The 14,495-nt window shown below is 72.9% G+C and carries 9 protein-coding genes; 4 read left to right on the top strand and 5 right to left on the bottom strand.

What is annotated here, in order from left to right; all coding sequences use genetic code 11:
• Positions 1-20: 20 nt before the first annotated feature.
• Together E3U26_RS06640 and E3U26_RS06635 are read right to left on the bottom strand one after the other, a co-directional pair.
• Positions 21-1,790 (bottom strand): ShlB/FhaC/HecB family hemolysin secretion/activation protein, encoded by a 1,770-nt coding sequence (locus E3U26_RS06640; RefSeq protein WP_499104605.1) that lies wholly within the window; start codon positions 1,788-1,790, stop codon positions 21-23.
• Between the two features lie 112 nt (positions 1,791-1,902).
• Complete coding sequence (locus E3U26_RS06635; RefSeq protein ID WP_166435530.1) at positions 1,903-2,415, bottom strand: OmpA family protein; 513 nt, start codon at positions 2,413-2,415, stop codon at positions 1,903-1,905.
• A 188-nt stretch (positions 2,416-2,603) separates the two neighbouring features.
• On the opposite strand from E3U26_RS06635, the gene E3U26_RS06630 reads away from it, so the two are divergent.
• The 4 genes from E3U26_RS06630 to E3U26_RS06615 are packed head-to-tail and all read left to right on the top strand — an operon-like array spanning position 2,604 to position 9,101.
• Complete coding sequence (locus E3U26_RS06630) at positions 2,604-3,359, top strand: PP2C family protein-serine/threonine phosphatase (protein WP_072461700.1); 756 nt, start codon at positions 2,604-2,606, stop codon at positions 3,357-3,359.
• A 1-nt stretch (position 3,360) separates the two neighbouring features.
• Positions 3,361-4,308, top strand: a complete 948-nt coding sequence (locus E3U26_RS06625; protein WP_499104604.1) for a M15 family metallopeptidase — start codon at positions 3,361-3,363, stop codon at positions 4,306-4,308.
• Positions 4,284-6,689, top strand: coding sequence for a type VI secretion system membrane subunit TssM (locus E3U26_RS06620; RefSeq protein WP_499104603.1), 2,406 nt, complete (start codon positions 4,284-4,286; stop codon positions 6,687-6,689). The genes E3U26_RS06625 and E3U26_RS06620 overlap by 25 nt, the downstream gene beginning before the upstream one ends.
• A gap of 60 nt (positions 6,690-6,749) precedes the next feature.
• A complete protein-coding gene (locus tag E3U26_RS06615; RefSeq protein ID WP_499104602.1) occupies positions 6,750-9,101 on the top strand; it encodes a type VI secretion system Vgr family protein in 2,352 nt (783 codons plus the stop codon).
• Here E3U26_RS06615 and tagF read toward each other — a convergent pair.
• From tagF to icmH, 3 genes are read right to left on the bottom strand one after another with little or no spacing between them, the layout of a single operon-like run.
• Positions 9,088-9,579 carry a type VI secretion system-associated protein TagF gene (tagF, locus tag E3U26_RS06610; RefSeq protein WP_499104601.1) on the bottom strand — a complete coding sequence of 164 codons (492 nt, stop codon included), beginning with the start codon at positions 9,577-9,579 and terminating at the stop codon, positions 9,088-9,090. The genes E3U26_RS06615 and tagF overlap by 14 nt on opposite strands.
• A complete protein-coding gene (gene tssM, locus E3U26_RS06605) occupies positions 9,561-13,091 on the bottom strand; it encodes a type VI secretion system membrane subunit TssM (RefSeq protein WP_499104600.1) in 3,531 nt (1,176 codons plus the stop codon). The genes tagF and tssM overlap by 19 nt, the downstream gene beginning before the upstream one ends.
• Positions 13,092-14,486 (bottom strand): type IVB secretion system protein IcmH/DotU, encoded by a 1,395-nt coding sequence (gene icmH / locus E3U26_RS06600; RefSeq protein WP_072461704.1) that lies wholly within the window; start codon positions 14,484-14,486, stop codon positions 13,092-13,094. It abuts the gene before it with no gap.
• Positions 14,487-14,495 lie beyond the last annotated feature (9 nt).

Below are 14,495 nucleotides of genomic sequence, written 5' to 3'. Positions count from 1 at the left end.
CCCAAAGCCGGCGGCCGGGGCTAGAAGCGATAGGTGCTGACGATCGTGAAACGCGAGGGATCTTCCTGGCCATCGTCCCTGTTCCCTTTGCCGTATTCCAACCTGATGAGCGCCGAGGAATAGCTGGGATCGCGGATCAGCCGCAGATCGACGCCGATGCCGAACGAGCTGGCCTCGATGCGCGCAGCCTCGTCGGCGGTGGGATTCTCCAGATGGACCGCGCCCATGGCGGCAAAGACATAGGGGCTGACCACCAGCGGGTGCCCGAAGCCCTGCGCCGGGAAATGCCGCGCCACCTCGCCGCGCAGGAACCAGCCGGAATCGCCCGAAAGGCTGCCCAGGTCAAAGGCCGACAGCCCCTCGGTCGAGGCGATGCCGAATTGCTCGCTCGACAGCAGCGGGTCGCCGAAGGCGCTCTGCGCCTGCCCGGACAGCGCCATGCTCCAGTCCTGGCGAAAGTCGCGGTCGTAGCGGAAGGACAGCTCCAGCTTGCGGAAATCCGCATCCGCGCCGGCCCGCGACAGGGGCTCGGCCGGCGTCGCCTCGGCGGCGCTGCGCGCGCCCAGGGCGTCCAGCCCCACCGACAGGACGGCCGCCATGCGCAGCGCGCTTTGGTCGGAAAGCTGCCAGTTGCCCTCGCCGGTCAGGCGCAGGACGCGGGTGCGGTCCTTGTAGATCCCGAAATCGCCGGCGCCGGTTTCCAGATCCTGCCGGTCGCGTTGCAGGTCCAGCGCCGCCGTGACCGAGATGTTGCGCTTGACCGAGCGCACCACCGGATAGAACAGCCGCACAGACAGCCGGTCGAAATCCGAGGCCGTGGCCACGTCGCCGCTGTCCGGCCCGGCCTTGGAACTGGCCGCCTCGATCCCGAAGGTCAGCCCGTCGTTGCCCAGCGGAAACACCGCGCCGCCCGCCAGCGTGCGCAATTGCGGCCGGTCGTCCAGATAGCCCCGCTCGCCCAGCTTGGGATGGCCCGAGGCGCGCAGGTAGAACACCTCGCCCCGGCCGAGCTGGTTGTTCAGCTCGACCCCGGCGCTGAGGTTCCACCGCCCCAGCTCGCGCGAGAAGCTGTTGTCCAGCCCGACGAAGCCGGTAATCGTGCGGAATTGCGGGTTCAGGATGATGACCGTGCCGCCGGGCCGGGCGCCGGTGGACAGCGCCGATCCCAGCGCGACGCCGAACATGTCGCCCGCCAGCAGCAGCCGCCGCTCGATGTCGGGCAGGCGCAGGGTGGGGCGGTCGACCAGCGGCGCGGTCACGGCGTCCAGCCGGGCGCGCAGGCCGGGGGGTGCGGCGCTGGTGTCGATCTTCTCGACAAAGCCGTTGACCACGGTCAGGCGCAGCGGGCCGCCATCCTCCAGCGTCTGCGCCGGGATGACCACGCGCGCCAGCACATAGCCGTCGCGCACGAAGCCCGCCTCCAGATCCGAGGCGGCGGCGAAGATCTCGGACACCGCGATCCGCTTGCCGATCAGGCGCTGGCGCAGCGCGGCGATGCGGGTTTCGCTGTCGGGCAGGGCGCCCTCGACCCGGACATCGGCCAGCTGGATCGACAGCCGCTCGGCGCCCTCGGGCGCGGCCAGCCCCGGCGAGCCGCTGAACACCACCGCGCCGGTCAGCCGCTGCATCGGCGGCTGGTAGCTGTCCTGGGTGATCTGGCTTGCGGTCGGGATCCGTGTCTGGCCCTGCGCCGGCCCCGCCAGCAGGGCCGCCGCGGCAAGCGCCGCGATCCAGCCTGCCGGGCGGGCGAAGGGGCGTGGCCGGCGGATGCCGCGTCTTGCAGATGTCACGTTCTTGCCTCCCCCGAACGGTGCGGCGGCAGGGATGCCGCCCCGGTTTCGTCAGCCCGTCGAAAGCGTTCTTCTTATCGGTATCCAGCCGCTGCCGTGGCGGCCCGTCGCGTCAACTCAATGCCTGGAACTCGACCCGGCGATTCTCGGCTGCCGCCGGGTCGGCGGGATTGGCCAGGAAGCGCTTGCCCATGCCAAGCGCCTCCAGCCGCGCTGCGGCGATGCCGCAATCCTGGACCAGCCAGCGGCGCACCTCTTCGGCGCGCAGCTTCGAAAGCGTCTCGTTATAGCTGTCCGAGCCCTTGGCGTCGGTATGGCCGACGATGCGGAACAGCGCCACGTCCGACTGCCGCATGGCCCCGCACATCTTTTCCAGCAGCGGGTGCTGGTCGGGCGCGATGCTGGCCGAATCGAAGGCGAAGCGGATGGCGATATTGACCTGAAGCTCGGGCGCGAACTCGCCGAAGACCACGGTGCCGCCCTCTGCCGGCGCCTCGGCCCCTGCCGGCTCGCCGCCCTGGGGGACGGCGATCATGTCCAGCCCGCGCGTCTTCTGGCCCTGGACGGTGGCGCGATACATCTCGCGCTGGGCCTCGAAGCGTTGCAGGATCTGTTCTTCGGTCAAGTCCTGCCCCTGGGCGGAACCGACCAGAAGGCAAATACCGGACAATATGGCCAAGCCGGTCCGCAGCACGGGAATCACCATAAAAAAAACTGCATCCCTGAAAGATTATTTTACGCTAAACTAAAGATGTTTTCAATTCTTGCGCGATTGTTCGGGATGAGGCTGCCTTGCCCGCAAAGGATCACCCGGTGAACGGTCCCACCACCCGGCGCGGCCTGTCGGTCAGGGGCGCGGGGCTGACCCATCGCGGCACGGTGCGCGACCAGAACGAGGATGCGATCCTGGTCGATCCCTCGGGCCGGGTCTGGGCGGTGGCCGACGGCATGGGCGGGCACCGGCTGGGCGGCTATGCCGCGGACCGGGTGATCGACGCGCTCGAGACGGTCGCCGACGGCGAAGACCCTGCCGCCGCGCTGGCCGCGCGCTTTGCCGCGGCCGATGCGCTGATCGCCGCGCGCGGCCGCAGCGAGGGCGCGGTGATCGGCGCTACCGCCGTCGCGGCAGTGATCCGGCGCGGGCGACTGACGCTGGCCTGGGCCGGGGACGCGCGGGCCTATCTGCTGCGCGAGGACCGGCTGGCGCGGCTGACCCGCGACCATTCGCTGGTGCAGGAGCTGGTCGATGCCGGCCGGCTGGCGCCCGAGGCGGCGCGCGACCACCCCCAGGCCAATATCGTCACCCGCGCCGTGGGGGCGGGGGCGGCGCCGGAACTGGCGGCGCTGGACCTGGCGGCGGGGGACCGGCTGCTGCTTTGCTCGGACGGGCTGACGCATGTGCTGGCCGATGCCGCGCTGGCCCAGGCGCTGCGCGAGACCCGGCCCGGCACGGCGCTGGCCGCCGGCACGCCCGCCGATGCCGCCTGTGCCCGGCTGTTGCAGCAGACGCTGGCGGCGGGGGCGCCGGACAATGTCTCGGTCATCGTGGTCGACATCGGGCCGGGCTGAGATGGGCCGCCGTCCCGCCCCGCCGACCGCCCCGCCCGCGCGCAGCGCGATGCCGGGGCGCGGCCGGGCCCCCGCGCCGCGCCCGGCGGGCAGCCTGGCCGCGCCGATCATCGTGGCGATCGGCGTGGTGATCGGCGCCATCGCCTTTGCGGTCACCATCTGGTTTCTCGACAGCGCCGACCAGGCGACCGAGCTGCGCCTGTCCCGGCAAGAGGCGGAACTGGCCCTGCTGCGCGAGGCGCTGGCCGAGGCGCGGGTGGAACGCCAGGGCCTGCGCGCCGATCTGGCGCAGCTGCGCGACGACCTGAGCCTGGTGGCGAACCGCGCCCCGGTCGCGCCGCCGCTTCAGGCCGCCCCTCCGGCGGACCTGGGCGCCGAGGATTTCGAAAGCCCGCCCCCGACCGAGGCGCTGACCGAACAGATGCGGCTGGCCAAGTCGCGCTTCAACAAGGGCATCACCCAGCCGCGCAATGCGACCATGCTGGCGATCCTGGGACCGCCGCGCGACAGCTACAACACCGATTGCCAGCCCGTGACCAACCCCCGGCTGCGGGCGCTGATCGAGACGCGCAAGGTCGGGCCCATCACCGTGACCATGCTGAAGCCTGCGCTCGACAGCCTGGCGCGGGTGCTGGAGCGGCTGGAGCAGAGCGATCCCGACATCCATGCCAAGCTGGGCACCGCCGGCGGGCTTTGCGCGCGGCTGATCCGCGGCTCGACCCGGTCGATCTCGAACCATTCCTGGGGCACGGCCATCGACCTGACGCTGGAGGGGCAGCTCGATCCCTTTGCCGATGGCGCGACGCAGTTCGGCCTGCTGATCCTGGCCGAATATTTCAACGAAGAGGGCTGGTTCTGGGGCGCCGCCTATAACAGCCGCGAGGATTCGATGCATTTCGAGATCGGCGAGGAGACGCTGCGCAAATGGCAGGCCGAGGGGAAGCTCTGAGCGCCGCCGCCGAACGGCTGGCCGGGCCGGTGCTGGCCTATGCCGACCGACTGCCCTGGGTGGCCGAGGACATGGCGGCGCTGGCCGGCCATGCGCGGGTGCTGCTGGACCGCTTCGGGACCGAGGCGCTGCGCGCGGGCCTGCCGCCGCAGGCGGTGGCGGCGGCGCGGGCGGCGCTGGCGCTGCTCTTGCAGGATGCGGGCGCGGCCAATCCGGCGCTGCCGGGCTGGCAGGGCGCGGCCCGCGGCTTTGGCGCCATGGACGGCGCCAGCCTGGCCGAGGCGCTGCGGCGCGGCGGGGCCGAGCTGGACCCGGTGCGCGCGCTGGTGGCCGATTGCCTGGCCCGGACCGAGGCGCGGCGCCAGGCGCTGGACCGCAGCCGGCCCGCCGGCTGGGGCGCCATGCTGGCGGTGCTGGCGGCGGCCTGGCTGCTGGCCGCGCTGGCCTGGGCGCTGTGGGTCGAGACCGGGCAAAGCCGGGCGCTGGACCGGCTGTTCCAGGCCGAGGCTGTGGCGGCGGGCTTGGACCGCGATGCGCCCTTTGCCGACCTGGGCGCGCGGCTCGACCGGCTGCGGCGGGCCGAGGCGCAGGTGGCGGCGGGCATGGCGCGGGTGCGGGTGCGTCCGCTGGGCTGGCTGACTGGCCGCGATGCCGCCCGCCGCGCCGCCGCTGCGCTGGCCCAGGCGCGCGCCCGCCACCTGCCGCCGGCCCTGGCCCGCGCCATCGACACCGCCCTGGCCGGCGAGGGCGAGCCGGCCGCCGCCTATGACACGCTGCGCGCCTGGTCGGTGCTGTCGGGCGCGGCCGACTGGCAACCCGCCTGGCTGGCCGGCTGGGCCGAGGATCGCGCCGGCGCCGATCCCGCCCTGGCCGGCCTTGCCCCGCATCTGCTGGCCCTGCCGCACCGTCCCGACACCCCGGTCGCGCCGCCCGATGCCGAATTGCTGGCGCAGGCGCGCGTCCTTGCGGCCGAGACGCCCGAGCCCGAGCGCGCCTTTCTGGAGCTGCGCCGTTCGGCCGAGGCGGCGGCGCTGCCGCCCTGGCGCCCCTTGCAGGCGCTGCCGGTGCTGGCGGATATTGCCGAGCGCCGCTCGGGCCTGCCGCTGGACCGGCCGGTGCCGGGGCTCTACACCGCCGCCGGCTGGGACATGGCGCGCGCCCGCGGCGCGGGGCTGGCGGTCGAGGCGGCAAGGCAGGCCGGCGCGGCGCTGTTCGCCGAAGCGCCCGCCCCGCAGAACGACAGCCCCGACCGGGTGATGGCGCTGTTGCAGGGGGCGACCTTGCAGCATTGGCAGGGTTGGCTGGGCGACCTGCGGTTGCGCTCCTTCGACGACCGGCGGCGGGCGGTGCTGGTCTCGGGGGCGCTGTCGCGGCCGGATTCGCCCCTGGCGGCGCTGATCGCCGAGGCCTGGCGCCAGGCCGGCGGCACCGACCGCAGCCGCCCGCACGCGCTGCAACTGGCCGTCGCCGTCCGCTTCGGCCCCGAGATCCAATATGTCGAAAGCGGCCGCATCGCCCAGATCGCCGCGCTGTTTGCCGAGCTGAACGTGGCCTTGGGGGCGATGGACGCGGATGCGGCGGATGCGCAGCGCCGGCTGCTTGGCGTGCAGGCGCGGGCGCGCACGGTCCGCGCGCTGCGCGACGCGCCGCCGCTGATCGGCCGGCTGGTCGAGGATACGCTGGCCGAAAGCGGCGCGGCCGAGGCCAGCGACCTGACCAACCCCTTGACCCGTGCCTGGCAGGCCGAGGTGTTGCCGCTTTGCGCCCCGGCGCTGGCCGGGCGCTTTCCCTTTGCCCAGGGGCCCGATGCCGATCCGGCCGCGGTCGCCGCCCTGATCGGGCCGGGCGGCGCGATGGACCGTTTCCTGGCCGCGCGCGCCGCCACCCTGCTGGACCGCGAGGCCGATCCCTGGCGCTGGAAGCCCGAGGCGCGCTTTGCCGGGCTCAGCCCCGACAGCGCCGCCTTTCTGCAACGCGCGCTGACGGCGGGGGCGGCGCTGGCGCCGGGGCTGCGCATCTCGGCCGCTGCCCTGGCCGAACGCGGGCGGGCCACGCTGCTGATCGGCGGCGATGGCGGGCCGGTGGGCGCGGCGGGGGATGCGGTGGCGCTGGACTGGCCGGGCGCCGATCCCGCGGCCGGGATCGAGGTCAGCTTCGCCACGCCCGAGGGCGCGGCCCGGTTGCAGCAGCCCGGCCCCTGGGGGCTGATGCGCCTGCTGGCGCCCCTGCGGCTGCGCGAACGCGACGGCGGCCGGCGCTTCCTGATCGACCTGCGCACCGAAGGCGCGCGGCTGTTTCTGGAAATGGGGTTCGAACGGCCGCTGAACCCGCTTTCCGCCCGGCGCCTGCTGGCGGGACTTGCCTGCCCGCAGGTGCTGTAATCATTCGCCAATCCGCCCGGCTTGCGTCATACTGGGCCCGGCAATCGGCAGGAGGTCAGCATGTCATCCGCCCGCGAGATCACCGTCGCCATTCCCGCCATAGGCGAGCCCGTCACCTTCGAGCGCATGGAGGGCGAGGAACAGGTCTCGGCCCTCTTCGCCTTCGAGCTGCGCCTGTCGGCCAAGACGCTGGAGGTGAAGGCGGCCGACGTGCTGGGCACCCGCGCCACCATTGCCGTCAAGGGCCCCGAGGACAGCGAGCCGCGGCATTTCGACGGCCATGTCGCCGAGTTCGGCCTGGCCGAGATTCGCGACGATTTCGCCTTCTACCGGCTGCTTCTGCGCCCGGCGTTGTGGTTCGCGAGCCTGGCGACCGACAACCGCATCTTCCAGAACCTCTCGGTGCCCGACATCATCGACGAGGTGCTGCGCGCCTATCCCGACGTGGTGCTGGACAAGCGGCTGGAGGGCAGCTACCCGCCCCGCGACTATTGCGTCCAGTTCGAGGAAAGCGACCTCGACTTCCTCCAGCGGCTGATGGAGGAGGAGGGGATCTTCTATTTCTTCGAACATTCCCAGGACGGCCATGTCACCGTGCTGGCCGATGCCAATGCGGCGATGAAGCCTGCGCCGGGGGCCGAGGAGATCGCCTATGAGCCCGACAGTCCCAGCGCACCGCGCGAAGGCGACTACCTGACCGGCTGGGTGCCGCGCGCCTCGGTGCGGATCGGCGGCTTCGCGCAGACCGATTACGATTTCCTGAAACCGTCCTCGGACCTGATGGCGACGGCGAGCCGGCCCGAGGGCCATGCCGGCGACCGGCGCGAGGCTTATCTTTATCCCGGCCGGCACCTGGACCTGGGGCGCGGCGACCGCCTGGCCGGCATCCGGCTGGAAGAGGCGCAGGCCGCCTTCGAGCGCGTCGCGGCCGAGGGCACCGCCCGGCCGCTGGGGCCGGGGCGCAGCTTCACCCTGGCGGGTTTCCCGCGCGAGGCGGAAAACGACCGCCACCTGGTGCTGTCCGCCCGCTATCGCATGTGGGACGACCAGGTCCGCGCCGGCCAGCGCGCCGGGCAGGAGGGGCGCGATCCGCTGGGCTATCACGTCCGGCTGGTCTGCGCGCCCGCGCGCATCCCCTTTCGCCCCGAGCGCCGCACGCCGCGCCGGCCGATGCGCGGGCCGCAGACCGCCGTGGTGGTCGGCCCGGCGGGGGCCGAGATCTATACCGACGAACATGCGCGGGTGAAGGTGCAGTTCTTCTGGGACCGCAAGGGCCGGCGCGATGCGCATTCCAGCTGCTTCGTCCGCGTCAGCCAGGCCTGGGCCGGGGCGGGCTGGGGCTTCATCCAGATCCCCCGCATCGGGCAGGAGGTGATCGTCGATTTCCTGGACGGCGATGCCGACCGTCCCATCGTCACCGGCCGGGTCTACAACGCCGAGCAGGTGCCGCCCTATGGCCTGCCCGGCAATGCCACGCAATCGGGCTGGAAATCCAACAGCTCGCCCGGCGGCGGCGGCTGGAACGAGCTGCGCTTCGAGGACAAGGCCGGCGCCGAAGAGGTGTATTTCCAGGCGCAGAAGGACCATAACGAGCTGATCAAGAACGACGAGACCCGCCGCATCGGCCATGACTGGATCGAGGATGTCGGCAACGACGCGACCCAGTCCATCGGCAACGACCGGCGCGAAAGCGTGGGCAACGACAAGTTCACCACCATCGGCGCGAACCGCCAGGTCTCGATCGGGGTGGACGATACGGAAAAGGTCGGCGGCCATCGCAGCCTGGACGTGGGCGCGACCGAGACGATCCATGTCGCCGCCAGTTCCACCGAGGCCATCGACGGCGCGCACAGCCAGACCGTGGGCGGCATCCAGACCGTCACCGTCAAGGCGGCGCGGGTGGACAGCGTGGCCGCGACCGAGACGCGCAATGTCGGCGCGGCGCAGACCAACACCATCGTCGGCGCGCGCGGCGTGACGGTTCTGGCCGGGCAGAATCACGCCATCTCCTCGGATGACGGCTGGAAGGTGGGCGGCAACCGCTCGACCAACGTGGCGGGGAACGAGACCGTCGAGGTCGGCGGCAACCGCAGCCACAAGGCGGGCGGCAACCGGGTCGAGAAGGTCGGCGGCGATTCGTCGCTGGACGTCGCCGGCAAGCGGGCCACCACGGTCGGCGCGGATGAATTGCACAAGGTCGCCGGCAAGATGGGGCTGGACGTGGGCGCGGCGCTGGCCGTCGTGGCGGCGGATTCGATCGCGCTGACCTGCGGCTCGGCCGCCATCGTGCTGAAGAAGGACGGCACCATCACCATCGAGGGCAAGGACATCACGATCAAGGGCTCGGGCAAGATCGACGTGAAGGCCTCGGGCGAGACCTTGGTCAAGGGCTCCAAGGTCAACCTGAACTGAAGATCGCCGCCAGCGCAGGCTCCGGCGCCTGGGGGTCGGTGGCCAGCGCGGCATCCCCCCGCCGCCACAGCAGCAGCGGCGGCGCCTCGGCATTGCCGGCCGGCGCGGGCAGGGCCGCAAGCGCCTGCCACAGCGCCTCGGGGTCGGGCGTGGCGGCGGCTTGCAGCGCGGCATCGCACCAGGGCTCCAGCGCCTCGGGTCCGGGCAGGCCGTCGGCCAGCAGGAACAGCGCCAGCGGAAAGCGCCGCCCCACCGCATCGGCCGAGGGCAGCACCAGCCCCGCCGCCGCCCGCCCGCCCGAGGCGATGCGCAGCCGCAGCCCGCCCCGCGGCCAGCCCTCGCGCTCGGCCAGATGCGCCGCGGCCCAGCGGTCCCAGCGGCGGCGGAACGGTTCGGGCAGGCCGCGGCCGACAAAATCGCCGCGCGCCGGCAGCTTGCCCCAGAAGCCCGCCTGCGCGGTCAGAACGCTTCCGGGCATCGGAAGGCGCCGAACATGCTGAGGTCGAAGGGATTCTCGACCGAGGCCGCGCGCAGCTCGAACCGGGCGGCATAGGGGCCGATGCCCAGCCGCAGGCCAAAGACCTCGGGCAGCGCGGTGGGCGACAGCCCGGCCTTGCGCACCAGCCGCAGCCAGGCCCAGGCGCCGGTTTCGGTGCTGATCGCCTCGCCCGTGCCATCGACGGGGGTGAAGCTCAGCGAGATCAGGTTGGTGCCGTCCTTGCCCGGCCAGGTCATCGGCATCGGCCGGGCGGCGGCGTTGAAATAGACCAGGCTCTGTCCGTCCACGTTCAGCGTCACCCGCGCGGCATTCGGGGTCAGGTCCTTGGGCTCCAGCGTAAAGGCCATGACCGGCCCCGCGCCGCCCGGAAACAGCGCGTCGCGGATGGCGCGGGCCTGTTCGAACGGCGCCAGCGTGCGCGCGTCCAGCCCCAGGTCGGCCCGCCAGCGCCAGGGCCGGGCGCTGCTGTCGACATAGGGCGCCAGCGTCTCGTTGGTGAAGCCGTCGAAGCGGCCGCCGGGGCCGAAAAGCTGCTGGAAGTCGCTGACCGTCACGTCGATGGCGGAATCGGCGACGAAGGGATAGCGCCCGCCCGTCGCCGCGCGGCAGAAAGGCAGCACGTCCGCCCGCCAGCGCGCGTTGAGCTGGGCCAGGATCGCCTCGCGCGTGACGCTGATCGTGTCGCCGGCGATGGCGCCCAGCCAGGCGTTGACCGGGTCGGGCAGGGTGGCCGCGACATTGCGCAGGTCGCCCGTCAGCTGCGGCAGCCCGCCGCGCGACAGCAGCGCCGCCTGCGGATCGGGGCTGGCCTGCACGGTCAAAAGCTCCTTGGACAGCGCACCCAGCGCGGTCTCGGCGTCCAGGATCAGCGGCGGCTTGCCGTCCACCTCGGCGACGATGGCCTTGAGCGGGGCGAAATGCCGGGCGATCTCGGCGCCGGGGGGCGGCGGCTCGGGCTCGCCCGGACGGCGGGCGGCGGCGGCGACCTTGGTGCCGATCCGGGCCGCCGCGCCAAGGCCCAGCTTGCCAGCCACCTTCTTCAGCACGCCGGGATTGATCTCGGGGCTGTCGCCCTGTTCGGGCGGGCGCGCCAGGTCGGTTTCGGCGACGACGGCGTTCAGCAGCCGCTTCAGCGTGCTGTCGGGGCTGGCCAGATCCTTCAGGTTCGCCGTGGCGGTGGCCAGGTCGGGGATCGGCGCCAGCCGCACGTCGCGCAGGAAGCCTTCCCAGGCGTTGATGAAATCGTCCTGGTAAAGCTTCATCATGTCGGCCTGCAGCGAGGCGGCCGAGGCATCGGCGCTTTCCGCGCAGCCGCCGGCAAAGACCTTGCGGTCGTTCAGCGCCGCCTCGGCCATGCTGGGCAGCATCGGCAGCACCGTGGCGTGAAAGCCCTGCCAGGTGAAGGCGCCGGGAATGCCCTGGCGCAGGGTCTGGCCCGACAGCCGCGTCAGAACCTGCCCCGCCAGCGGCCCGGCCTTTTCCGCCGGGATCCAGTCGGGCAGGGCGGCGATCTCGGGCTCGGACATCAGCGCGCGATAGCTGCGCAGCGACAAGGGCACGGTGCAGACCGCCTGCAAGGCGGCCTCGACCAGCTGCGGATCGGCCTGGATGCGGCTTTCGTCGCCGCCCAGCCGGTCCAATGCCGCCAGTTGCCAGGCGCGCGCGGCCTCGGTCGGGAAGGGGGTCTCGGCGGCAAAGCGGGGCAGCACCTCCTGCCACCATTCCGCCAGCCAGGCCCGGTCATAGGGGCCCAGCCCGGTCAGCATCTGATAGGCCTTCAGCGCGCCCAGCAGGAAATCCGGGTCGCGGATCTGCCGCCACATCGTCGCTTCCAGAAAGGCGACCATGCGCGGCTCCAGCAGGTTGCGCAGCCCGCGTTCGCGGGCCAGCCGGGCCGCGCCCTCGATCTCGGCCGCGGCCGAGGGGCCGATCAGCGCCAAGGGCCCGCCGGGTACCGGCGTCCGCGCCGCCTCGATCTCGGTCATGGCGTCCAGCGCGACGGGCAGGTCCAGCGGCTCGGTCGGGGCCTGGCGCGAGGCGGCGTTGGCGAGCCGCCCCGACAGGTCGGCCAGCAGGCGCTGCTGGTCGGCGACGGCGCCCGACTGGCGCATGGTGTTGAACAGGAACCCCAGCCCCGCCAGCAGCACCAGCAGCGCCGCCGCCACGGCCGAGCCGCGCCAGATCCATGTCCGGCGCTCTTCGGCGCGCGGATCGAAAAGGCCCAGCCCCGCCTCGCCAAAGATCACCCCGGCCAGCAGGTCGTGCAGGAAGAAGGACCGCCGTTCGCCCATCATGCGATGCGGCATGGGCGCGGGCGCCAGGCCAAAGCCCGCCGCCATCCCCGCCAGCATCCGGTCCAGGGGCGAGCCGTCCTGCGTGGCCGAGGTCAGGTAGAAGCCGCGCAGCCAGGGCGCCTGCTCGTAGCGGCTTTCGCCGAAGGCGGTGTCGATCAACAGGCGCAGCGGCGCCTCCAGCCGCTCGAACTCGGCCGGAAAGCGGAAGATCGCGGCGCGCTGCGGCAGGTCGGCATCCTCGGCCAGCCGCGCGTCCAGCCGGCCCTCCAGCACGGCGGCGAGGCTGCGGAACTCGCGGGTGATCGCCTCGGGCTCGGGCAGGGCGTCGACGGGCAGGGTGGCGCCCCAGACCTGCGCCCGCTGGGCCGAGGTCAGCGCGCCGAAGAACGCCTCGAAGCCCGGCAGCCGGTCGGCCTTGGTCAGCATCAGATAGACCGGCAGCTGCATCTCCAGCCGCTCGCCGATCTCGGTCAGGCGCTTGCGGATCTCGCGGGCGTGGCGGCGCAGCGCGTCCTCGGGGCCCAGCAGCTCGTCCAGCGACAGGGCGACGATCACCCCGTTCAGCGCCCGCCGGCCGCGATGCTTCTTGAGCAGGTCGAGGAAGCCGGCCCATTCCGCCGCGTCGCGCTCGGGCTCGCTCGACTGGTCGGTATAGCGGCCGGCGGTGTCGACCAGCACGGCGGTTTCGGTAAAGAACCAGTCGCAGTTGCGGGTGCCGCCGACGCCCTTGAGGTCGTCGTTCAGCGCGATGGGAAAGTTCAGCCCCGACTGGCGCAGCGCCGTGGTCTTGCCGGTGCCGGGCGGGCCGATGATGACATACCAGGGCATCTCGCGCAGGAAGCGCCGCTTGCCCAGCCGGGATCGGGCCAGCGTGGCCAGGATTTCCTGGAACTTGCCGCCGATCTCGGCCGCGGCATCGGGCGCGTCGGGCAGGGGCGGCGGCGCGGCCAGCTCGGTGACGAACATGCGGTTGCGCCGCGCGGCGCGGATCTGGCCCAGCAGCAGGATCAGCAGCCACAGGACCAGGATGGCGCCCAGGCAAAGCGCGCGGACCTCGGCGCTTTCCAGCGGCGCCGCCTCGCCGACCGAGACCAGCGGGCCGTAGAACCAGATCGCCGCCGCCAGCAGCGCCAGCCCGACGAAGGTCCAGAAGCCGCGGGACAGGAGGAACCGGAACATGGCCTTGAAGATGCGCATCTATTGCCTCTTCTCGATGCGGATCTCGATCCGGCGGTTCTGGGCGCGGCCGTCGCGGGTGGCGTTGTCGGCCACCGGCTGGCTGTCGGCGCGGCCTTCGGCGCGGATGAGTTCGGCGGGCACGCCGGCCGCCGCCAGCGCCTGTGCCACGGTCTCGGCCCGCGCCTCGGACAGGCCCTGGTTCGAGGCAAAGGGGTTGCTGCGCTGCACCGGCACGTTGTCGGTATGGCCGCTGACCGCGACCGCGCCGATGCGGTGCGCGTTGGCGACGACGGTCCTGCCGATGGCCTCGACCAGCGGCTGATAGGCGGGGTTGAGGGCGGCCTTGGCCGAGCGGAACACCTCGGGGTCGCTGGCCTGCACCACCAGCACGACAAGGCCCGAGGTCTCGCGCCCCTTCATCGCCGGGCGGAGGGCGGCGGGCAGGGCGGCCTCGAAGGCGGGCAGCAGCGGGTCGATCACCGTCGCCGGCAGTTCGGGGGCCGGCTCGACGGTCTGGCGGACCGGGCGGAAGATCGCGGCGCGCTCGGCCGGAGGCAGGGCGGCAGCCTGGGTGAACAGGCTTTCCGCCTTGCCCGACAGATGCATGGACAGGCCCGTATGGATCGCCAGGACCAGCCCCAGCGCCCCCAGCCACAGCGTCCACAGCGGCACGGCGAAACGGCGCGGCGTGTCGGGGGCGATCACCCCGGCGCCATGCGGGGCCAGCGGCATGGCCTCGCGTTCGGGGTCGCGCAGCAGCCGGGCGATCTGGGCGCGCAGCGCCACCAGCGCGCCTTCGCCCGCGCCGCCCTGCACGCGATACTTGCCGCGAAAGCCCAGGCAGAGGCACAGCCAGGCCAGCTCCAGCAGGTCGCGTTCGCCGGCCGGGTTGCGCATCAGCGCCTCCAGCCGGTCGAAGAAGCGGGTGCCGGCATCGACCTCGCCGGTCATCTGCGTCACCAGCGGCTGGCGGGGCCAGTCGCTCTGCCCGCCCCAGGGCGTGTTCAGCGCCAGATCGTCCAGCAGGGCGGCGACGAACCAGGCGCCCTGGTCGGCCCGGCTCAGCGGCACGCCGGCGGCGACCGAGGCGTCGCGCCCCTCGACCAGCACCGATTGCAGCCGCGCCCGCAGCGCCTCGGGGCGGGCGGGGGGATTGGCGCGTTCAAGCTCGGGCGCCAGTTCCAGCAGCGTGGCATGGGCGGCGACCAGCGGGTTGGGATGCGCCCGCCCGCGCCGGGCATGGGGTGCGGCCTCGGGTGCGGTAGGATCGGGCGTGGCCTGCCAGGCGGGGCGCGGCGCGGCGGGGACGGGGCCGGGCGAAGCGGGCTGGGATTGCGGCCGGCCCGCGCCCAGCGGGCGGATGCGGGTGCGGCCGGGGTCGCCAAGGCCGAAGGGATCGTTCTGGTCGCCCATCCCCCGCCC

The organism is Paracoccus ferrooxidans (assembly GCF_029909815.1).
Classification (GTDB): Bacteria; Pseudomonadota; Alphaproteobacteria; order Rhodobacterales; family Rhodobacteraceae; genus Paracoccus; species Paracoccus versutus.
The sequence above is the reverse complement of the archived record's forward strand: the minus strand, read 5'-3'. Positions and strand labels throughout refer to the sequence as shown.

Bases quoted from the DNA above. Each gene is read 5' to 3' on its own strand.
- icmH (WP_072461704.1), bottom strand. From the start codon at position 14,486: ATGGGCGACCAGAACGATCCCTTCGGCCTTGGCGACCCCGGCCGCACC.
- E3U26_RS06625 (WP_499104604.1), top strand. From the start codon at position 3,361: ATGGGCCGCCGTCCCGCCCCGCCGACCGCCCCGCCCGCGCGCAGCGCG.
- E3U26_RS06620 (WP_499104603.1), top strand. From the start codon at position 4,284: ATGGCAGGCCGAGGGGAAGCTCTGAGCGCCGCCGCCGAACGGCTGGCC.
- tssM (WP_499104600.1), bottom strand. From the start codon at position 13,091: ATGCGCATCTTCAAGGCCATGTTCCGGTTCCTCCTGTCCCGCGGCTTC.
- tagF (WP_499104601.1), bottom strand. From the start codon at position 9,579: ATGCCCGGAAGCGTTCTGACCGCGCAGGCGGGCTTCTGGGGCAAGCTG.
- E3U26_RS06615 (WP_499104602.1), top strand. From the start codon at position 6,750: ATGTCATCCGCCCGCGAGATCACCGTCGCCATTCCCGCCATAGGCGAG.